The organism is Streptomyces sp. NPDC057950 (genome assembly GCF_042887295.1).
In the GTDB taxonomy this organism is placed as follows: domain Bacteria; phylum Actinomycetota; class Actinomycetes; order Streptomycetales; family Streptomycetaceae; genus Streptomyces; species Streptomyces kaempferi.
The window spans coordinates 188,547-208,214 of sequence record NZ_JBHVPP010000016.1 but is presented as its reverse complement, the minus strand read 5'-3'; the positions used below and the strand labels follow the sequence as shown (position 1 = coordinate 208,214).

17 protein-coding genes are annotated in these 19,668 nt (G+C 71.4%); 11 read left to right on the top strand and 6 right to left on the bottom strand.

What is annotated here, in order from left to right:
• The first annotated feature begins 53 nt into the window (after window positions 1-53).
• The 4 genes from ACFVTC_RS26045 to ACFVTC_RS26030 all read left to right on the top strand — a co-directional run bounded on the left by ACFVTC_RS26045 (window position 54) and on the right by ACFVTC_RS26030 (window position 4,401).
• A complete protein-coding gene (locus ACFVTC_RS26045; RefSeq protein WP_390130825.1) occupies window positions 54-1,043 on the top strand; it encodes an amidohydrolase family protein in 990 nt (329 codons plus the stop codon).
• Window positions 1,044-1,141: 98 nt separating this feature from the next.
• Window positions 1,142-2,308: a monooxygenase gene (locus tag ACFVTC_RS26040; RefSeq protein ID WP_390130823.1), complete on the top strand. Its 1,167-nt coding sequence runs from the start codon at window positions 1,142-1,144 to the stop codon at window positions 2,306-2,308.
• A 133-nt stretch (window positions 2,309-2,441) separates the two neighbouring features.
• The gene (locus tag ACFVTC_RS26035; RefSeq protein ID WP_390130821.1) at window positions 2,442-3,191 is read left to right on the top strand and encodes an SDR family NAD(P)-dependent oxidoreductase; all 750 of its coding nucleotides are present in this window, start codon (window positions 2,442-2,444) and stop codon (window positions 3,189-3,191) included.
• A gap of 259 nt (window positions 3,192-3,450) precedes the next feature.
• Window positions 3,451-4,401 (top strand): TIGR03620 family F420-dependent LLM class oxidoreductase, encoded by a 951-nt coding sequence (locus ACFVTC_RS26030; protein ID WP_390130820.1) that lies wholly within the window; start codon window positions 3,451-3,453, stop codon window positions 4,399-4,401.
• A 150-nt stretch (window positions 4,402-4,551) separates the two neighbouring features.
• On the opposite strand, the gene ACFVTC_RS26025 is transcribed toward ACFVTC_RS26030, so the two are convergent.
• Complete coding sequence (locus ACFVTC_RS26025) at window positions 4,552-4,989, bottom strand: Rrf2 family transcriptional regulator (protein WP_390130818.1); 438 nt, start codon at window positions 4,987-4,989, stop codon at window positions 4,552-4,554.
• A gap of 198 nt (window positions 4,990-5,187) precedes the next feature.
• Between ACFVTC_RS26025 and ACFVTC_RS26020 the strand changes: the two genes are divergently transcribed.
• The 6 genes from ACFVTC_RS26020 to ACFVTC_RS25995 all read left to right on the top strand — a co-directional run bounded on the left by ACFVTC_RS26020 (window position 5,188) and on the right by ACFVTC_RS25995 (window position 10,111).
• Window positions 5,188-5,694: a SigE family RNA polymerase sigma factor gene (locus ACFVTC_RS26020; RefSeq protein ID WP_356285908.1), complete on the top strand. Its 507-nt coding sequence runs from the start codon at window positions 5,188-5,190 to the stop codon at window positions 5,692-5,694.
• An 8-nt stretch (window positions 5,695-5,702) separates the two neighbouring features.
• On the top strand, window positions 5,703-6,233 hold the full coding sequence (locus ACFVTC_RS26015; RefSeq protein WP_390130815.1) for a hypothetical protein: 531 nt from the start codon (window positions 5,703-5,705) through the stop codon (window positions 6,231-6,233).
• A 262-nt stretch (window positions 6,234-6,495) separates the two neighbouring features.
• Complete coding sequence (locus tag ACFVTC_RS26010) at window positions 6,496-7,722, top strand: glycosyltransferase (RefSeq protein ID WP_390130813.1); 1,227 nt, start codon at window positions 6,496-6,498, stop codon at window positions 7,720-7,722.
• On the top strand, window positions 7,719-9,098 hold the full coding sequence (locus ACFVTC_RS26005) for a hypothetical protein (protein WP_390130811.1): 1,380 nt from the start codon (window positions 7,719-7,721) through the stop codon (window positions 9,096-9,098). The genes ACFVTC_RS26010 and ACFVTC_RS26005 overlap by 4 nt, the downstream gene beginning before the upstream one ends.
• Window positions 9,099-9,236: 138 nt before the next feature.
• Window positions 9,237-9,596, top strand: coding sequence for an anti-sigma factor antagonist (locus tag ACFVTC_RS26000; RefSeq protein ID WP_390130809.1), 360 nt, complete (start codon window positions 9,237-9,239; stop codon window positions 9,594-9,596).
• Window positions 9,593-10,111, top strand: coding sequence for a SpoIIE family protein phosphatase (locus ACFVTC_RS25995; protein ID WP_390130900.1), 519 nt, complete (start codon window positions 9,593-9,595; stop codon window positions 10,109-10,111). Before ACFVTC_RS26000 ends, ACFVTC_RS25995 begins: the two co-directional genes overlap by 4 nt.
• Here ACFVTC_RS25995 and ACFVTC_RS25990 read toward each other — a convergent pair whose 3' ends face one another.
• From ACFVTC_RS25990 to ACFVTC_RS25975, 4 genes are all read right to left on the bottom strand, one after another.
• Window positions 10,112-10,600 carry a hypothetical protein gene (locus ACFVTC_RS25990; RefSeq protein ID WP_168525836.1) on the bottom strand — a complete coding sequence of 163 codons (489 nt, stop codon included), beginning with the start codon at window positions 10,598-10,600 and terminating at the stop codon, window positions 10,112-10,114.
• Window positions 10,601-11,205: 605 nt separating this feature from the next.
• Window positions 11,206-12,852: a sigma-70 family RNA polymerase sigma factor gene (locus ACFVTC_RS25985; protein ID WP_390130807.1), complete on the bottom strand. Its 1,647-nt coding sequence runs from the start codon at window positions 12,850-12,852 to the stop codon at window positions 11,206-11,208.
• Between the two features lie 238 nt (window positions 12,853-13,090).
• Window positions 13,091-13,888, bottom strand: a complete 798-nt coding sequence (locus ACFVTC_RS25980) for an SAM-dependent methyltransferase (RefSeq protein ID WP_390130805.1) — start codon at window positions 13,886-13,888, stop codon at window positions 13,091-13,093.
• A 199-nt stretch (window positions 13,889-14,087) separates the two neighbouring features.
• Window positions 14,088-16,550, bottom strand: coding sequence for a SpoIIE family protein phosphatase (locus ACFVTC_RS25975; protein WP_390130803.1), 2,463 nt, complete (start codon window positions 16,548-16,550; stop codon window positions 14,088-14,090).
• Between the two features lie 578 nt (window positions 16,551-17,128).
• Between ACFVTC_RS25975 and ACFVTC_RS25970 the strand changes: the two genes are divergently transcribed.
• Entirely contained in the window at window positions 17,129-18,652 is a 1,524-nt protein-coding gene (locus tag ACFVTC_RS25970) for a SpoIIE family protein phosphatase (protein ID WP_390130801.1), read from the top strand.
• Between the two features lie 41 nt (window positions 18,653-18,693).
• Here ACFVTC_RS25970 and ACFVTC_RS25965 read toward each other — a convergent pair whose 3' ends face one another.
• A complete protein-coding gene (locus ACFVTC_RS25965) occupies window positions 18,694-19,407 on the bottom strand; it encodes a beta-glucanase (protein WP_390130799.1) in 714 nt (237 codons plus the stop codon).
• Window positions 19,408-19,668: the final 261 nt, after the last annotated feature.

Sequence of the window (19,668 nt, the reverse complement as noted above, 5' to 3'; positions counted from 1 at the left end):
TGCCGGTCCCGGCGGTGCTGAGGAGAGGCGATGACCGTGAGGGGAGAGTGGAAATGGCCGTGAGGGGAGATGTCCGCGCCGGAGTCGTCGACGTCCACGCGCACTGGCCGCCCCGCGAACTGCCCTCCCTCCGGCCGGGCTTCCCCCTGGGCGGCATGAGCGACCGCGACGGGGAGTTGTACCTGGGGGACCGTCCGCTGTTCTTCGCAAGCACGGCGATGACCGGCATCGACGTGGTGATCGCCGACACCGTGAAGGCGGGTCTCGGGGCGCGCGCCGTCTCGGCGCCGCCCTTCGCCCTCCCCGCCTTCGCACCCTCCGAGGCGGACGACTCCGTCCCCGCCTGTGACGACCGGCTCGAACCGGCCGTCTCCTCCTCGGAGGGCACGCTGGTCGGACTGGGGCTGGTCCGGGTGGACGACGTGGCCGCCGCCCGTCGCGAGATGACACGCCTGACGGGCACGCGGGGCATCGCGGGTGTCGCCGTCCCGCCTGTGGTGCAGGGCCGGTCCTACGGCGACGGAGTCCTGCGGGAGGTACTGGCCGCGGCCGTGGACGCGGATCCGGCCGTCCTCGTCCACCCGATGCTGTCGCCGCGGCCGGAGTGGGAGGACCACTACCTGGTGAACCTGATCGGCAACCCGGTGGAGACCACGACCGCCGTGGCCTCGGTGGTCCTCAGCGGCGTCCTGGACGAACTGCCGGACCCGCGCGTCCGCTTCGTCCACGGCGGTGGGTGCGCGCCGGCACTGCTCGGCCGGTGGGGACACGGATGGCGGTCGCGGGAGGACGTACGCCACGGCGCCGGCCGCCCGCCTGCCGAATCGTTCGCCCGGCTGTCCTTCGACACGGTCACCCACGATCCCGAAGTGCTGAGGCTGCTCGCGGCCCACGCCGCGCCGGAGCGGATCGTGTGCGGGAACGACCACCCCTTCGACATGGCACAGCCGGAACCCGTCCGGTTCCTGTCGGACCACGGCCTGGACGCCGGGACCCTCGAGGCGAACGGCCGGGCGTTCCTCGGCATCCGCGGCCCCGACTGATCCTCGCCCGGACCCGCCGCGCCCTCGGTCGCTCCGGTGCCGCATCCGAGGCGTCCGCATCCGAGGTGTCCCCGCTTCCACCACAGCAGAGGTGTGCCATGTCCGAGACGAACGACTTCACAGCACTGGTCATCGGTGGATCGGTGGGCGGTCTGGCGGCCGCGCACGAACTGCGGGACGTGGGAGCCGGGGTCGCCGTCTACGAGCGGTCGGCGGGCCGGACGTCGGCACGCGGCGCCGGCATCGTCATGCAGCCGGAGGTCGACGCGCTGCTGAACCGTCTCGGCAGAACGGCGGCCTCCGTGAGTGTCGAACTGCACGAGCGTCAGCAACTGGACGCGCGCGGCAGGACCGCGCGTCATGGGGCTCCGCAGCTCATGACCGCGTGGGACACCCTGTACGGCGCGCTGCGAGAACCGCTCTCCGGGGTCTGCCACCGCCTGGACAGCACGCTCAGACGGGTGCAGGTGAGCGGTCACGACGTCACGGCCGAGTTCTCGGACGGCTACACGGCGAGCGGAAACTTTCTGGTGGGGGCCGACGGAATCGGGTCGGCCACCCGCATGCTGCTCGACTCCGTCTCCCGCCCCGAGTACGCGGGTTACGTGGCCTGGCGCGGCCTGGAACCCGAATCCGCGGTGCCGAGTGAGCTGCTGGATCTTCTCGCGGGCCGCTTCACGTTCTTCACGTCGAGCGGAATGCAGATGCTGTGCTATCTGGTTCCGGGCGCCGACGGTCAGCTGGAGGAGGGTTTCCGGCGCGTCAACTGGGTCTGGTACGTGAACGTCGCCGAGCCGGATCTGCCGAGGCTGCTCACCGGCTGCTCCGGAAAACACTTCGCGCACTTCCTGCCGCCGGGCGAGTTGCTCCCCGAGACCGTCGAACAGATCAACCGGCAGGCCGACGTCTCGCTCCCGCCGCCCTTCGCCGAACTGGTGCACTTGTCGGACGTCTTCATGCAACCGGTGTTCGACCTCGCGCCAGGGCGCATGGTGGCCGACCACGCGGCGCTGATCGGCGACGCGGCGGGCACGGTCAGGCCCCACACCGCCTCGGGAACCTCCAAGGCGTTCGGTGACGCCGCGGGCCTGGCGGCCGCCCTGCGCGGATGGACCCCGACGCGTCCGCTGCCCGCCTCCGAGCTCGAGCACTGGGAGCTACGGCGCCTCGACCGCTTCCTCACCTTGTCCGAGGCCGGGTTCGACCTGGCGGTGAGATCCACGCTGGGTGCCGAGAGGGGGAGCCGGTTCTTCGGTTCCGACTGACCCTGGCGGCACACGGCCCGCCGGGCGGCCTCCGGCCTCGTCAAGGGTCGGGCTTGACGCGACTGGTTGAAACTTTTACGGTTACACCCAGGGTCGTAACCAATCCTGTTACGACGAATCAGTGGAGGATGTCATGGGCCAGCTCACCGGCAAGGTCGCGATCGTCACGGGAGGCACCACCGGCATCGGCCTCGCCACCGCCAAGCGTTTCGCCGCCGAGGGCGCACAGGTGTACGTCACCGGTCGCCGCAAGCCGGAGCTGGACGCGGCCGTCGAGGACATCGGCTCGGGCGCCGTGGGAATCCAGGGGGACATTTCCGACCTCGCCGACCTGGACCGGCTCTACGCGGCCGTCGCGCAGGACGGCCGCCGGATCGACGTTCTCTTCGCCAACGCGGGCGGCGGCGAGTTCGGCCGGCTGGAGGAGGTCACGGAGGAACACTTCGACCAGACCTTCGGCGTCAACGTCCGCGGTCTCCTGTTCACCGTCCAGAAGGCCCTGCCGCTGCTCGACGAGGGCGCCTCGGTGATCGTCCCGGGCTCCACGGCCGCGGCGTCCGGAGCGGAGGCGTTCGGCGTGTACGCCGCAACCAAGGCCGCCGTCCGCTCCCTCGCCCGTACCTGGGCCAACGAGCTCAAGGGCCGCGGAATCCGGGTCAACGTCATCGTGCCGGGACCGATCGACACCCCTGGAATCGCCGGCCTCGCTCCCGACGCCGAGCAGGCCGGACAGCTCAAGGACTTCCTGGCGAGCCAGGTGCCGCTGGGCCGCATGGGCCGTACCGAGGAGGTGGCCGGCGCCGTGCTGTTCCTCGCCTCCGACCAGAGCAGCTTCACCACCGGTTCCGAGCTGCACGTCGACGGCGGCCTGAACCAGGTCTGAGCGGCCCGACGACGGCGGCCCGAACCAGGTCTGAGCGGCCCGACGACGGCGGCCCGAACCAGGTCTGAGCGGCCCGACGACGGCGGAGGCCGGCGCACAGTCCCCTGCGCGGCACTGGTGGGCCGGGGACGGCACGGGGACCGGCCGTCCCCGGCGTCGGCCCGCCCGCCTCCTCCCCGCGTCATCTCCCGCGCGTGACGGTGCGGATCTCATCCGCCGGTCGGCACGGATCGCGACAACCCACGAAGGAGGTTCGGCGATGACCGCCGATCCAACGGTCCGTTCCCTGCTCGGCGGTGTCGGGATCTGGAGCATGGAACTTCGCTCGGCCGATCGTCCCGAAGTCCGGGAAGCGGCGGCCGAGCTCGACGAACTCGGCTTCCCCGCGCTGTGGATCCCGGGACTCGACGGTGGCGGTGTACTCGACGACGCCGGACACCTGCTGGCCGCCGCGCCGCACGCCTCCGTCGCGGTGGGGGTGCTCGCCCTCTGGGGTCAGGACCCGGCGGCCGTCGGAGCGCACGTCCACGAACTGGACCGCGCACACGGACGGCGGCTCGTCATGGGGTTCGGTGTGAGCAGCCCGCACTCGGCGCGGGCCGCGGGGCAGACGTACGGGAAGCCCCTCCAAAGCGTCGGGGACTACCTGGACCGGCTCGACGGGGCCCCGCACCCCGTTCCCGCCGGACGTCGCATGCTCGGCGCGCTCGGTCCCAAGATGGTCGACCTCGCCGCCCGCCGCACCGCCGGCCTGCACCCCTTCCTGGTGACGCCGGAGTTCAGCGCCATCCACCGGCGCCGCGTGGGCCCGGCCCCGGTGATCGCCCCGCACCAGTCCGTGGTCCTCGACACCGACCCGGCCAGGGCACGTGCCGCCGCGCGTCGGGGCATCGGCACGTTCATCGGTTTCCCGGCCTACCGGAACAACCTCCGGCGGCTCGGCTTCACCGACGAGGACCTGATCCCCGGCGGCAGCGACCGTCTCATCGACGCCGTCGTCGCCCACGGTTCGCTCGACGTGGTGGCACGCCGCGTCCGCGAGCACCTCGACGCGGGCGCCGACCATGTCGCACTCCACGTCCTGGGCGGCCCTCCCGGCCTTCCCCTCCCCCAGTGGCGCGAGCTGGCCGGCCTCCTTCCCGTACCCACGCCCGTACAGGACGTCGTACCGGACGGAGCGCCCGAGACCTTGAGCGGTCCGACGGTCTGAAGGGCGGGTTGCGCGAGTCCCGCCTTCAGGCCGACGCGACGTCGGGGGCCGGCCTTGCGACGGGCGGGCCCCCGACGTCTGGTGCGCCACCGCCTCACCCGGGGCCACCGAGGCGCATGACGAGGGCGTATGACGAGGGGGCGAGGAACTCTAAGCCCGCTCCTGGGCCAGTACATCCCGCAGTACGTCGGCGATGGTGGTGCCGGCCAGTTCCTTCCGCATGGTGTCCTCCACGCCGTCGTACACCTGGCGCAGGGTGGGCCGGATCCCGAAGCCGACCGGACATGACTGGTTCGGTTCGCCGCTGTGCATCCCGAAGACACCGCCCTCGTCCAGGGCCTCGTACACATCGAGCAGGGTGACCGTCTCCGGCTCCCGCGCGACGACCCAGCCGGCACCGGTGCCCCGCCGGGCCTCCACCAGCCCAGCCTTCCGCAGATCGCCGAGGCAGCGCCGGATCACGACGGGGTTGGTGTTGACACTGCTCGCGATGCGCTCGGACGTGGCGACTTCGTTCCCGCCCTGCCGGTCGAGCACCATCCACGTCAGTACGTGCACCGCGACCGTCAGCCTGCTGTTCGCACTCACCCTCGGACCACTCCTCCATCCATGTAACTCACAATGTTACATCGCGGTGGCGAGGAATCCTCGACGAGGTCCGCCCCTCTTCCAACCGCAGCGCGGTCTCCTCGCCCGACGTGACCGGCATCACGTGCGGGCGGTGCATAGCGAGGTGCTCACCGACGTCTTTCACCAGGTGTACGAAGCTGGCAAGGGACGGTGCGGATGCGACAGGCTGGAGCCGAGGGTTTCGACGGGTTCGTCGCGGCCCGCTGGTCGGCGTTGATCCACCTCGCGCGCCTGCTCTGCGGGGGTGACCGGCACCGCGCCGAGGACCTGCTCCAGGAGGCCCTGGTCAAGCTCTGGTTCGTCTGGCCGAGGATCGCGGACGAGGCGCCCGAGGCGTACGTACGAAAGATCCTGGCCCGCGCCGCCGCCCGCTCGGCCCGCAGACGGTGGTGGGGCGAGCGCCCCGTGGACGAACTGCCCGACCTGGCGCAGGTCGGGGACGAGTCCGCGACCGTGGTGGAACGGTCGCGGCTGGAGGCGGCCCTCGCCCAACTGCCGCCCCGGCAAAGGGCCGCCGTGGTGCTGCGCTACTACCAGGACCTGCCGGAGAAACAGGTCGCGGAGATCCTGGGATGCCCACTGGGCACGGCCCGGTCCCACGCGTCACGCGGTGTGGCGCGCCTGCGCCAGATCCTGGCCGTCGTCATCGAACCGGTGGAGTGAAGGGAAACATGGATCACTTCGAGCGGGAGTTGGCGCGGATGATGCGCGACACCGAGGAGCACACCCCCTTCGAGCCGGCACAACAGGACCGCCTCACGACCGGGATCCGCGCCCGCCGCCGGGTCCGCTCCGCGCAGAAGGCCGTGGGCTCCGTGGTCGCGGCCGCCGGGCTCAGCCTCGGTCTGTTCCTGCTGCCGCACACCCCGGACGGCGACCGGCCCCAGGCCCCGCTGCCCATGACCGGCCGCCCCTCCCCGGACATCTCACCGACCCCGACCCCGCCCCGGTCCTCCAGCGAGACGCCTACCGGATCGGGCACCACCGCTCCCGACGACACCACGAGCACCACCAACCCACCCACGGCACCGACCTCGACGGGCGGTTCGACCTCGGTCGGCACCGATCCCTCGCGGAGCGCGACCACCAGCCCGCCGCCCCCGGCTTCGTCCACGCCGACCGGGAGCATCACGCCGCCCCCACCGACGACGACCGTCCAGTCGTCCTCGTCCTCGTCGGCCGACGCGACCGACACCGGGTAACCGCCACCGGGTAACGGCCCCGCGCCCACCCCCGGGCCGTACGCCGCACCGACCCCTCGGCCACGGACACTCCCGCCCCGAACACCCTGGCGCGGAACCTGTCGTCCCCCGCCCCCGTTTCCCGCTCCGCCCGCAGCCGTACTCCGTGCCCACAGCTCCGCCGTGAGCTTCTTCGGGATGCCCTGCGCCGACGAACAGAACTGGATGAACTATGACCAATGCCACGCGGCCCGCCCCGCCGAACCCCTCGACAGGACTGGCCATGAACAGGCTGCCGCTCCGTCTGCCGCTGCCCGCGGACCACCCGGAACCCGTCCTCGACGTGGTCGTCCCCGTGTTCAACGAGGAGAGGCACCTGGAGCCGAGCGTGCGGCGGCTGCACACGCACCTGCGCGAGACGTTCCCGTACCCCTTCCGCATCACCGTCGCCGACAACGCCAGTACCGACGCCACGCCGCGGATCGCGGCCCGGCTGGCCGCCGAGCTCCCGGAGGCCGAGTGGATACGGCTGGCGGAGAAGGGGCGCGGCCGGGCTCTGCGCGTCGCCTGGTCGCGGTCACGGGCCCCGGTCCTGGCCTACCTGGACGTGGACCTGTCCACCGAACTGACGGCGCTGCTCCCGCTGGTCGCGCCGCTGATCTCCGGCCACTCCGACATGGCCATCGGCACCCGGCTGGCCCGTGGCTCCCGGGTGGTGCGCGGCCCCAAGCGGGAGATCATCTCCCGTTGCTACAACGCCCTGTTGAGGTCCACCCTCGCGGTCGGCTTCTCCGACGCGCAGTGCGGTTTCAAAGCGGTCCGGCGCGACGTCGCCGAGCGGCTGCTTCCCCTGGTGCGGGACTCGGAATGGTTCTTCGACACGGAACTGCTGGTGATCGCCGAGCGGGCCGGAATGCGTATCCACGAGGTACCGGTCGACTGGGTCGACGACCCCGACAGCCGGGTCGATCTGATCCCCACGGCCGTGGCGGACCTGCGCGGTGTCGCCAGGATCGGCGGCGCGCTGGCCCGTGGCACGCTCCCGACCGCGGACCTGCGGCGCGCCGCCGGAGGTGATCCGCCTAGCTCACTCGTCGCCCGGTCACTGCGGTTCGCTGCCGTGGGCGTGGCAAGCACGGTCGGGTACGTCCTGCTCTACGCGGCCCTGCGTCCGGTCACGGGTCCGCAGGGAGCCAACGCGTGGGCGCTCCTGTTCTGCGCCGTCGCGAACACGGCCGCGAACCGACGGCTCACCTTCGGGCTGCGCGGGCGCGGCGGCGCGCTGCGCCAGCAGGCCAAGGGACTGGGGGTGTTCGGCCTCGGCCTGGCACTCACCGGCGGGTCGCTCGCCGCGCTGCACCGCTGGGTCCCGGGTCCCGGGCGGCCCACGGAGGTCGAGGTGCTCGTCGTCGCCAATCTGGTCGCGACGCTCCTGCGCTTCCTGCTCCTGCGGGCCTGGGTGTTCACCGCCCTCCCCGGTGACGGCGGGAAGGGAGCCGGGGTCCGATGAACGACCCGCGTCTCGCGGACTCTCCGCCGTACGAGGACAACAGGCCTCACACCGAGGGCCGTTCAACCGCCGCTCGGCAGCCGTACGGCACCGCACCGGCCCGCGTCACCTCCCCCGCTGTCGTTCCGTACCGGTGGCCGTGGTTGCCCCGGGTGGCGGAGCGGTACGGTCCGGTGCTCGCGCTGTACGGTGCGCTGAAGCTCGTCGGCTTCTGCGTCTTCATGTATCTGCTCGACTCCGCCGGGGACTTCCGCCGGAAACACCCCCGCTTCGGCGGCGGCGCCCACGTCTGGGACGTCCTGGCCACCTGGGACGGCTGGTGGTACCAGCAGATCGCCGCACACGGGTACCACCCGGCGCTCGTCCCGGTGCCCGGCGCCACCGGCCTGATCACCGTCGAGGGCAATTCGGCGGCGTTCTTCCCGCTGTACCCGGCCCTGATGCGGCTGTTCTCCACGTGCACCGGTCTGGGTCTGTTCGGCGCCGGCCTGCTGGTCTCGGTCGTGGCCTCGTTCGCCGCCGCTCTGGCGATCCACGCCGTCACCGCGCGGATCGGCGGTCACCGGGCCGGGCTCGCCGCCGCCGGACTCTGGGCCGTGTGGCCCGGTTCCGGCATGGAGTGGTCGGCCTATTCGGAATCGCTCTACGTGGCCCTCGCGGCCTGGGCCTGCTACGCCGTCATGCGCCACCACTGGCTCACCGCCGGCCTTCTGACCTGCGCCGCGGGCCTCACCCGCCCGACGGCCACCGCGCTGATCGCGGCGCTCGCCGTCGCCGCCCTGCTGGCCGTGCACCGGCAGTGGCGGGAGGTCCGCCGGTGGGGCGACGCCCCCGGCCCGGACGGGAAGAGACGCCGACGCATCGCCCCGCGCCCCCTGGCGGCCGTGGCGATCGCCCCCCTCGGGCTGGTCGGCTACCTCGGCTGGGTGGGGTACCGGATGGGCGACTACGACGGGTACTTCAAGCTCCAGGAGGGAGCCTGGGCCCACACGTTCGACTACGGCAGGCAGACCCTCGACGTGTTCACCTCCCTGCCGGTGGGCCACTTCGACTACCTCTTCGCCTCCCCGTTCGAGGACCTCGTCGGCGTCGGCACGGTGCTGCTGGCTTTGATCGTCCTCCCGTTGCTGCTGCGGCTCCGCCCGCCACCGGTCCTCGTCGTCCACACCCTCCTGACGATCGCGCTCGTCCTGGGAAGCCGGCAGATCTTCGGCAACGTCTCGCGCTACCTGCTCCCCGCCTTCCCCCTGTTCATCCCGTGCGCCGTCGGGATGCGCCGGCTCAGTACGCCGGTGCTGTGCGCCGTACTCGGCATCGCCGCGTTCGCCTCCGGCTCGTACGCGGGGTACGTCCTCTTCGAACTCGGCGTTCCGTAGGGGGCGTTGCGGGGGCGTCGCCCCTCCGGCCCGGTCCGGCCGACGCCGGACCGGCCCCCGGGTGCGGTAGCGAGGACCGCGGTGCGTGCCGGGGAGTCCCGTACGACCCGTCGGGAGCCAGGGTGAGATGCTGGACAGATGGACACCTCCCCCGCGGCCTCGGACGAACTGGTGGCGATCACCACCCGGTACGAGATGCCCAGGGCGTTCGTGATGCTCCTGCGGGGATGCGCCGACATGACGAGTTCCGGAAAGCTGGAGGAGATCTTCGGTGAGGCCGCCGGGTCCGGCTGCCCGGTGATTGTGGATCTGGCGGGTCTCGCCTTCGGCGACGAACATCTGCTGGGGCATCTGCTCGCTGCCCGTGAGAAGGGCGACCTGATGCTTGTCGGCCCCCTGAGCAAGCAGTTCCACCAGCGTATGGACGTCACGGGTACGGTCGAATGCTTTGACGTCCAGCCCGACCTGACCACCGCCCTGGCGCATCTGCCGGGCTGACCTCATGGCGCGCGGCGGGCTCGGCCCACCGGGACGACGCGCACCGAAACCACCGCACCGACGATGCCCGCCGTGTTTGCCGCAGGGGCATCCCCCTGCCCTCAGCCGCCACGCCGACGGCCGTATCCGGTCGGTCGGCCCGGCGGGGAACACTCCTGGGCATCCTGCCCGAGGTCCGTCTCACCGACGTCCGTTTCCGCCTCGCCGCGGGAGACACTCTGCTGCTCTGCACCGACGGCGCCACCGAGGCCGGTCCACGCGCCGCCACCCCCGGCGGGAAGCGCCCCTCTTCGACGAGGCCGACCTCGCCGCCGTCCCGGCCGCCACCCACGGTGCCGACGCCACCGGGACCGTCCGCCGCACGGCCGAAGCGGCAAAACCGACCTGTGCCCGGAATGTTCAAGTCCGTGCGTGGTGGGCATGGGTGGGGCAGCAGCACCACATGCCGGAGAACCCGGCCCGATTGCAGCGGGCCGGGTTCTCCATGCGGTGCGGATGGTGCGGTGACGTCGTGACTACCAGCGGTGGTGGTCCTCGACGACGCGGAAGCTGCCCACGACGCCGTTCTTGACCTTCACGCCACCGTGGACGCGGAAGGGCATGACACCGTTGCTGGTGCTCCACGGGCCGACCGTGGCGACGGGCGAGCCGTTGTCACAGGTGGCGCCACGGAAGACCTCGACGGTCCGGTGGCTGTCGTTGCGGACGTTGAAGCTACGCGAACCGAGACCGCTCACCACGGTGATGCAGCCCCAGCTCTGGGCGGAGTAGGTACGCTCGTTGAAGTCGATGTGGCCCTCGTAGTGGCCCCGGCCACCGCGGTCGCCTCCACCTCCTCCTTCGTTGCCCTTCGACTGCCCGCTGTCGCCACCCATGGGAGCAACCTGCTTGACGACGGGGGCGGCCTCAGGAGCCGCGGCGGCCGAGGCGTAGGTGACGCCCGTGGCGACGAGGGCCGTAGCAGCCGCAGCAGCGGCCGTCACGGCAATGTTGCGCGTGGTCATGTCACTTTCCCAATCTCTGAGACGTCGGCCAAGCAGCCGATCTATGAGAGAACGTACCGATAATCGCTTTATCTGCCATATCGGACACGCGGGAGTTTCACAGCAACACCCGAATGGACGCAGGTACTCGGCCGTCGCCCGCTCCGACCCCGCCTGACGCACCCCCAGAGCGGCCTCTGACGTGGGAATCTGACGCTTGGTGATGGCCCGCCGACGAAGCCGGTCGCACCGGCCGCGCGGGAAGCCGCGTCACCGCCGACGCGCCGGTGAGACCGACCCGGGCGGAGTCGAGGGCAGGGGCCGACGGGATGCGCGGCCGGCCGGCTCCTGCGCGCGAAGCACCTCCACGCCCTCGTCGAGGTCGGCGGCATCCGGGACGTGGATGCCGTAACTCGTGTCCACAGCAGGGGAGTCGAGTACCGGCAGGCCGCGCGAGCCCGCGCCGCGGTGCGTTCGACACCCCCAACTGCTCGAGAATTCCGCTTACATGGGCTTGATCGCCGTGATCCGGCCCGGCGTCCGCCGGAATTCCTGGACCGCGCACGACAAGCGCGGGACGGCGGAGCGCGTGAGCCGGACTTGTCCCCGCACACAAGCGGGTTCCCTCACTGCTTGGCGCCGAAGTCCTGTGTCCACCAAGGGCCGCCCGACCCCTTGTGGACTCCCACTCCGATGTTCTTGAACGCGCAGTTGAGAATGTTGGCGCGGTGGCCGGGGCTGTTCATCCACGACTCCATCACCGCCTCCGGCGTCTGCTGGCCCTGGGCGATGTTCTCGCCGTAGGTGGACCAGCGGTAGCCCGCGGCCGTGATGCGCTGCCCGGGGTCGGCGCCGTCCGGGTTGGTGTGTTCGAAGAAGTTACGAGCGGCCATGTCGTCGGAGTGTGCCTGCGCGGCCTTCTCCAGCTGCGCGTCCTCGGTGAGCGGGCCGCAGCCGGCCGTCGATCGCTCCTTGTTCACCAGCGCGACCACCTGCGCGACGGTGGTCGCCGGAGCCGCCGCCTTCGACGCACTGGCCGAAGCCTTGGTGGGCGGCACGGATCTCGCGGGTGTCGGCACACTCTTCTTGGTGGCGGACGGGGTCCTGGAAGGGCTCGCCTTCTTCGATGCCGACGCGGACGGTGACACGGACGCCGAGGCGGACGGGGAGGCCGACGGCGCGGCCTCGGAGGCACTGGACGCCGAGAGGCCCACGACGTGGTCGTCGGTCGTCTGCGCGGCGTTCCCTCCCCCGCCCCCGTTCCCCGGGTCCGAACCGAAGTACCAGAGACCGCCGCCGGCCACACAGGCCGCCACGACGGCACCGCCCACCGCGCGGCGCCGGACGCGCCGACGGCGACGGGCCTCGCCACGGGAGGTTCCCGCGCGGCCGTCGGCACGGTGACGGGCCCTCGTACCCGGTCCGACGGTGGCACCGGAGGCGTCGAGCGCCGACGCCGAACCGGCCGGAGCCATACCGCCGCGGGCGGAGCGCACTCTGTCCAGCAGCGCGGGCGACGCCGACACGAGTGCCAGGCCGGCCAGCAGCCCCTCCGCGGGCATCAGCCCGTTCCACAGGCCGGAGCAGCGTACGCACCCGCGGGCGTGCCGCGCTATTCGCTTGCGCCACAGCGCCGAGGGCCGAGCGTCCCATGAGGCCAGTACCCCGCGCAGTTCCTCGCACGGCGGCCGCGCGTCGAGCGCCCGCACGACCACACGCGCCGCCTCCAGTTGTGCCTTCATCCGCTGCACCCGGACCGCCGTGTGCTGAGGTGACGCCTCCAGGGCGGCGGCGACCTCGGTCCGGGTGAGCTCGCCGGCGCACTCCAGCCACCACAGCGACAGCAGCGCCCGGTCGTCCGGCTCCAGCCAGCGGGTGGCGCGCGCGGTCTCCTGACGCTGGCCGGACAACTGCAGCCGCACCATAGTCAGGTCCACGAAGTCGGCGCCCGGATCGGCGAAGTCCTTGGTGTCCTCAACGGCTCCCGGGGTGAACTGCCGGGCCTGCCAGTGTGTCCTGACCTGGTTCATCGCGATCGCCACGAGCCAGGAGCGGAAGCTTTCGGGGGCCCGCAGACTTCCCAGCGCGTCCAGCGCACGGAGCATCGTCTCCTGGACCACGTCGTCCACGTCGACGGAGCCGTTCAGAGCCCGGCCCACGATGTTGTAGACGAGCGGGAGGTACGCACCGACCAGGGCGTCCTGAGCCTGCGGGTCGCCGCTTCGGGCAGCGGTCACCAGTGCCGCCTCGTCCACCGTGTTCCGTGTGCTCATCAAACGCTTCCCTGTCCTCGACGCCGAACGATGCTGTCCGATACCTGGGAGACCGCTCGGTGAGCCTCGGATAACAGTTCTTCGGAGAATCGTTCCGGGAGAGACTCACCGCTGTGCCGGGGAAACGCAATGGAGGACGTCACATCGGGGAAGTGCGGCACGCATGAGTGCCGTGCCCGACCGGGTCGGGCACGGCACCTCGGGACGCCGGTGGAAGGGGTGGCTGGGAGCCGGCGGCTCAGCCGTTCCTGCGCCCGACGCCGCCATAGAAGCCGATCTCGCCGGACCTCGCCGGCGGCGGGCCGTCCGGGCGCCAGAACGGGACCTGGGCCAGGCCCGGTTCGACCAGTTCGAACCCGTCGAAGAACCGCTCGACCTCCGCGCGAGCGCGCAGGTTCAGGGTGGCGCTGGCCTTGTTGTAGACGGCCTGCGCGTCACGGCGGTCGGCGAAGTCGCCGGTGGCGTGGGAGAGCACCAGGAAGCTGCCCGCGGGCAGCGCGTCGCGCAGTGTGGCTACCACTCGCCCGGGATTGTCCGCATTGGTGAGGAAGTGGACGACGGCGACCAGGAGAAGGGCGACGGGCTCGTCGAAGTCGATGACGCGGCGCACCTCGGGGTGGTTCACGATGGCGAGCGGATCGCGCAGGTCGGCGAGTACGACACTGGTCGGACCGGAACGGCTGATCAGCGCGTTGGCGTGGGCGTTCACGATCGGGTCGTTGTCGACGTACGCGATGCGCACGTCGGACGCCACCGCCTCGGCCGTCTCGTGCACGTTCGGCGAAGTGGGCAGCCCGGTGCCGACGTCGAGGATCTGGCGGACGCCGCTGCCCACCACGTACCGGACAGCGCGTTGCAGGAACGCGCGGTTGGCTCGCAGGCCGATCCGTGCCTCGGGGGCCGCGGCGGCGAGTTCGTCCCCGGCCCGCTGGTCCACCTCGTAGTTGTCCTTGCCGCCCAGGAGGTAGTCGTAGATCCGGGCCGGGTGCGGCCTGCTGGTGTCGATCTCCTCGGTACGGAACCCGTACTGCGTCACGCTGCGCTCCTCTCGACGCCCGTCCCGGCTCCCCGCGCGCGAACGGCTCAGGACACCCTGTCACATCAACTGGCCCGCACATGACCGCAGTTCGCCTCGATGAGGGGAGTCTGCGGGGATCCAGGATCGTTGGCGGCCCACTGACCGTCGTCCCGATGAAATGGCCGGACGCCACTGGTGGCCGCCGGCCGCCCGTGGTCTAGAGCGCGTCCGTGGGCGGGAGGGGCTGTTCCGTCCAGATGGTCTTGCCGGCCGCCGAATAGCGCGTGCCCCACCGCTGGACCATGTGCGCGACGATGAAAAGGCCGCGCCCGCCTTCGTCGTCACTGGCGGCGCGCCGGAGGTGGGGCGTGGTGTGCCCGGCGTCCGAGACCTCGCACAGCAGGGTGCGGTCGCGGATCAGCCTGAGCTGGATCGGTCCCGAGGCGTAACGGATCGCGTTGGTGACCAGCTCGCTGACGACCAGCTCGGTGGTGAAGGACAGGTCCCCCAGCCCCCAGTTCCTCAGCTGCCGACTGGCCAGGTTGCGGGCGCGTCCGACCGCCTCGGGGTCCAGGGACAGCTCCCACACGGCCACCTCGTGCGAGTCCAGCACCCGGGTGCGTACGAGCAGCAGGGCCGCGTCGTCGGCGGCCGGTCCCTCGGGGAGGAGTTCGGCGATGATCTGGTCGCACAACTCCTCGAGAGGCTTCTCGCGTTCGGACAGCACCCGGCCCAGCCGCTCGAGTCCGAGCTCGATGTCATGGTCCTGGCCCCTGACCAGACCGTCGGTGAAGAGGGCCACGAGGCTGCCCCGGGGCAGTTCGAGTTCCGCGCTCTCGAACGGCAGACCGCCCAGACCCAGTGGTGGGCCGGAGGGCAGCTCGGGGAAGGTGAGCACGCCGTCCGGGGTGACGACCGCCGGCGGCAGGTGCCCCGCGCGGGCCAGGGCACACCGCCCGGTGACCGGGTCGTACACCGCGTAGAGGCAGGTCACACCGAGGGCCGGGTCGTCGTACGTTCCGGCATCGACGGGCTGACCACTCACTCGCCGCGCCGCCGTCTGTTCCTCGGAGGTCTGCTCGGCCAGGTCGTCGAGGCGGGTGAGCAGTTCGTCGGGGGTGTAGTCCAGCCGTGCCAGGGCGCGCACGCTGGTGCGCAGGCGGCCCATCGTGGCGGCGGCGCGCAGACCGTGGCCCACCACGTCTCCGACGACCAGCCCGACCCGCGCTCCGGAGAGCGGCACGACGTCGAACCAGTCGCCGCCGACACCGGCCAGGTGAGCGGGGAGATAGCGGTGGGCCACTTCGACGGCCGTCTGCGGCGGGATGTGCCGGGGCAGCAGGTCGCGCTGGAGTGCGAGGGCGGCCCTGCGCTCCCGGGTGTAGCGGCGCGCGTTGTCGATGCAGACGGCGGTACGGGTGGCCAGCTCCTCGGCGAGCGACAGGTCGTCGCTGTCGAAACGGGCGGAGGTCCTGCCGCGCAGGAACGTGACGAGCCCCAGCGTCGTACCCCGGGCGCGGAGGGGTACGACGAGTACGGAACGGGCCCACGGTTCGGCGTCGGGCAGGGGCCCGGCCTCACCCGATCCGGTCTCCTCCAGGACCTGGCGGCCCGAGGACAGGCTGCGGGCCTGGGGCGAATCCGCGTCGTAGGCGACCCGCCGCTCGGCCGACGGCGTTCCCGAGAGGGACCCCTCGGGAACACCGTCGGCCGAGCGGCGGGCCATGCGCAGCAGCGGATCCGGGCACACCTGACCGGGTTCCTCCCCTTCCGTGACACCTTCCACGACGTCCACCACGACGGCGTCGGCGAAGTCCGGGACGGTGACCTCGGTGCACTCCGTGACCGTGCGCGCGACATCGAGGGTGCGGCCGATGTGGGATCCGGCCCGTACCAGGAGCGCCAGCCGCCGCTGGGCGAGGTACCGGTCGGTCACGTCGAAGGCGTCCTCGCACACGCCCAGCGTCTGCCCACGGGCGTCCTGCAGACGGTAGTACGAGCAGGACCAGACGTGATCCTGCTCCCGGTCGGCCGGGGGCCGCCCGCGATAGCGCAGGTCGACAACCGGCTCACCGGTGGTGAGCACGTTCCGCATGACCTGTTCCAGCGTCGACGGTGCCCCCTCGGTCAGTACCTCGCCGCCCGGGTACAGGTCCTGCGACAGTGTCCCGATGACGTTCTCGACCGGTTCGGTGAACTCCCGTCCCGACGCGGTGTTGGCCCACGCCAGCCGGAGGCCGGTGTCGTAGATGGTCAGGCTGATGGGTGACTGGGTGGCCAGGCCGCGCAGCATGGCCTGGCCCGCCTCCCAGTCGTGGACCTCGTCCAGCTCCGCCGCGACGACGATCCAGGCCGGTCCGTCGCTCCCGTCGGACAGGCGGGACATCATCGTCGCCGACCGTACGATGTGGCCGTCGCGGTGTTCGAGGTCGACCGCGTTGCTGCGCACGTTGGGGGCGTCACGCCACTCGGCCAGTCCGGGCTGCCAGGAACGCCCACCCGCGAACAGCACGTCCACCGGGTGGCCCACGATCTCGTCCGACCGATAGCCGAGCATCTCCTCGGCCGCCGGACTCCACCCCACGACCCAGCCCTCGGCGTCCAGGACCGCCGTGGCGGCCCGCGTGACGTCGAGGGGACCACGGAAGTAGACGCTGTCCTTCGCATTCCAGACATTCATGGCACCACCCCAACCCGTGGCGATGACTACAGCATCTGTCGGCGGCCCAGGGTGTACAACCGCGGCCATGGCGCGATCGCCGCCCTTCGGCGCTTCCGCGCGTCGGCGCTTCCCCCCTTCGGCTCTTCCTCGCGTCGGCCCGCGGACACGCCGGGGCCTTCACACCCCGGTGACCGCCCGGCTGCGGTCGGTGGCCGCACCGTTTCCGTGACCGCGGCCCTCAGCCGTCGCCGGCACGGGAAACGGTCCTGGCACTCCCGCCGGCCCCGTGGGCCTTCCGGGTGGCCCCGGAGAGAACATCACCGCGCGTACGCCCTACCGCCCGGCGGAACGCGCGTGCCCGCCCGGCTCCCCCGCCCCTCCTGACCCGGCCCCGCGGCGGCGCGCGCACGCGTATTTTGGGCGGTAGCCGACGGGATCCGACGCGATGCCCCTGTTTCGGGTTTGCGGCGGGTATAGCTGCGGGACTCGGCGTGGAGGGAGACGATGAGGAGGAACATGACGCCTGCTGCCGAGCCCTGGGGTACCTCGGCGTCCTGAAGCCACCCGGTGGCCGCATGCAGTGAGGAGGGATGGGGATGGGTGCAGCCGAGTCGTTGGAGCGCGACTACGACACGGCGGACGTCGCCCCGACCGCGTCCGGCGGCCTCCTCGACCTGCTGAGCGTGGCAGCCATCCTCCTCGACGACCACGGCAAGATCGTTCTGTGGAGCCCTCAGGGCGAGGATCTCTTCGGCTACAGCGCAGATGAGGCGCTCGGCGAGTTCGCCGGCCGCCTCCTGATCCACGAGAAGCACCGGGACATCGTCCTCGGCCTGTTCGCGCAGGTCATGGAGGGCGGCGGCAGCTGGGCCGGAGTCTTCCCCATCAAGCACAAGGACGGCAGCACGCGACGGGTGGAGTTCCGTAACATGCGGCTCCAGGACGAGCAGGGTGACCACTACGCCCTGGGGCTCGCGGCGGATCAGGCCACGCTGCGGCAGGTCGAACGTGAACTGGCACTGGCCGCGCGACTGGTCTCCCAGTCACCCATCGGGCTCGGTGTACTGGACACCGACCTCCGCTACGTGTCGGTCAACGCGGCCGAGGAGCGGATGAGCGGCGTCCCCGTCGCCGAACACCTGGGCCGGCACGTGCATGACGTGCTTCCGCTGCTGGACGAGTCCTTCGAAACGACCATCCACGAGGTACTGGCCACCGGCGCCCCGGTACTGGACCAGTACACCTCCGCCCGCACCCCGGCCGACCCGGACAACGAGCACGCCTGGTCGATCTCGTTCCACCGGCTCGAAGCGCCCAACGGAAAGGCGCTGGGCGTGGTGACCTCCAGTGTGGACGTCACCGAACGTTACCGCGCCTTCGAGGAACAACGACGCACCGTCCTCACTCTCCAGCGCAGCCTCCTCCCCCACCCTCCGCCGCAGCGGCCGGGGCTGGCCGTCGCCTCCCGGTACCAGCCGGCCAGGGCCGCCAGCGGGATCGGTGGTGACTGGTTCGACGTCATCGCCCTCGGGGGCGACAAAACCGCCCTGGTCGTCGGTGACGTCATGGGCAGCGGCGTCAGCGCCGCCGCCACCATGGGCCAGCTCCGCACCGCCACGCGCACCCTGGCCGGGCTCGACCTCGACCCCGCCCAGGTCCTCCAGCACCTCGACCGCATCACCGAGGACCTGGAGCAGGACATCATCGCCACCTGTGTCTACGCCGTCTACGACCCGCACAGCGCGCGATGCCTCATCTCGCTGGCCGGCCATCTGCCGCCCGCGCTCCTCCGCATGGACGGGAAACGCGAACTGCTCGACCTGCCCACGGGGACCCCGCTGGGCGTGGGCAACGGCGACTTCCACACCAGTGTGCTGGCGCTGGGCCGTGGCGATCAACTCGTGCTGTACACCGACGGCCTGGTCGAGAAACGTGGCTTTCCGATCGACGCGTGCATGGACAGCCTGCTCGTCCTCCTGGATGATCCGCACCGCTCCCTCGACGACACCTGCGAGGTGCTCCTGCACGCCCTTCGCGATCCGGGCGGCCACGACGACGTGGCACTGCTCATCGTCCGGGTACTGCAGGCCCACGCCTCTGAGCGGACGTCACTGTCCTGAACGACATCTCCACGGAGTCGCTGTTCCGAAGGTGTCACCGTTCAGTGGATCGGCCCCGCACGGCGCACGACCAGGCTCTCCACCTCGTACGACATCGCACTGGTCCCCCGGGTGGGAGACGGATGGTAACGCCCGGCGCACACCGAGAGGTTGACGATCAGGTAGGCATGCCAGGCGCGCCCCACCCCTCGCCGGTCCGCGAACACCTGGGTGCCGTTCACCCACCACACCACGGAACGGACGCCGAACTCGACGCACAGATCGACCCACGCTCCCGGACTCACCGACTCGTCCGTGCAGTAGTGGCCACTGCCGCGGACATGGTTGGAGAACTCCAACAGATCGGCGTTGTCGGGGTGGTACTCGAAGACGTCGATCTCCTGGCCGCCGTCCCGCCAGGTCCAGATCGCCGGCCAGGCCCCGATCTCGCGGGGCAACCGCACCCGCGCTTCGAGTACGTCGCCCGCGCGGACGGCGAACCCCTCCTCACTGCCTTCGGTCGTCAGCAGTCCCGTGTTCCACCTGCCGTCCCGTCTTCGTGTGGCCCGGAAGACGCCGGTGCGGCAGTACGTACCGTCCTCGACGAGGTGATCGAGCTTGTCGTCGCCCGGATTGACCGGACCGCCGTCGGGATAGGCCCAGGAACGGCCGACGACCCACTGCCGGGTGGAAGCGAAGTCCGCTGTGAAGACCACGTCGGTCGCGGGCGGGATTCCGGAGGCGGGGAGCGGTTCGTCGGACACCGGTTCGTGCATGCTCTGGTTCTCTCCGGTGGGCGACCCCGCCATACCTGTACACCCCCGCACCGCCGCGCAAACTACACGTCCGGGTGAGACGGCCCCCGGCCTCCGCGGGACTCGGGGCCTCGGGGTCTCCGGGCCCCGAGTCCTTGAGACGTCGCCGCACGGTGCCGCTGCGCGACCGGACGTCACCGTCCGGGATCGGGCGCACGGCCCCTCTGTCGGACGGCCGACATGAGCGGCGGACCGGAGTAAGGATGGAAGGACACGGCCACG

What these genes read in the sequence shown, in the direction of transcription:
- ACFVTC_RS25965 (WP_390130799.1), bottom strand. Translation starts at nt 19,407, where the DNA reads ATGCACGAACCGGTGTCCGACGAACCGCTCCCCGCCTCCGGAATCCCG.
- ACFVTC_RS26015 (WP_390130815.1), top strand. Translation starts at nt 5,703, where the DNA reads ATGGATCACTTCGAGCGGGAGTTGGCGCGGATGATGCGCGACACCGAG.
- ACFVTC_RS26010 (WP_390130813.1), top strand. Translation starts at nt 6,496, where the DNA reads ATGAACAGGCTGCCGCTCCGTCTGCCGCTGCCCGCGGACCACCCGGAA.
- ACFVTC_RS25990 (WP_168525836.1), bottom strand. Translation starts at nt 10,600, where the DNA reads ATGACCACGCGCAACATTGCCGTGACGGCCGCTGCTGCGGCTGCTACG.
- ACFVTC_RS25970 (WP_390130801.1), top strand. Translation starts at nt 17,129, where the DNA reads ATGGGTGCAGCCGAGTCGTTGGAGCGCGACTACGACACGGCGGACGTC.
- ACFVTC_RS26040 (WP_390130823.1), top strand. Translation starts at nt 1,142, where the DNA reads ATGTCCGAGACGAACGACTTCACAGCACTGGTCATCGGTGGATCGGTG.
- ACFVTC_RS26020 (WP_356285908.1), top strand. Translation starts at nt 5,188, where the DNA reads ATGCGACAGGCTGGAGCCGAGGGTTTCGACGGGTTCGTCGCGGCCCGC.
- ACFVTC_RS26005 (WP_390130811.1), top strand. Translation starts at nt 7,719, where the DNA reads ATGAACGACCCGCGTCTCGCGGACTCTCCGCCGTACGAGGACAACAGG.
- ACFVTC_RS26030 (WP_390130820.1), top strand. Translation starts at nt 3,451, where the DNA reads ATGACCGCCGATCCAACGGTCCGTTCCCTGCTCGGCGGTGTCGGGATC.
- ACFVTC_RS26035 (WP_390130821.1), top strand. Translation starts at nt 2,442, where the DNA reads ATGGGCCAGCTCACCGGCAAGGTCGCGATCGTCACGGGAGGCACCACC.
- ACFVTC_RS25985 (WP_390130807.1), bottom strand. Translation starts at nt 12,852, where the DNA reads ATGAGCACACGGAACACGGTGGACGAGGCGGCACTGGTGACCGCTGCC.
- ACFVTC_RS26000 (WP_390130809.1), top strand. Translation starts at nt 9,237, where the DNA reads ATGGACACCTCCCCCGCGGCCTCGGACGAACTGGTGGCGATCACCACC.
- ACFVTC_RS26045 (WP_390130825.1), top strand. Translation starts at nt 54, where the DNA reads ATGGCCGTGAGGGGAGATGTCCGCGCCGGAGTCGTCGACGTCCACGCG.
- ACFVTC_RS25975 (WP_390130803.1), bottom strand. Translation starts at nt 16,550, where the DNA reads ATGAATGTCTGGAATGCGAAGGACAGCGTCTACTTCCGTGGTCCCCTC.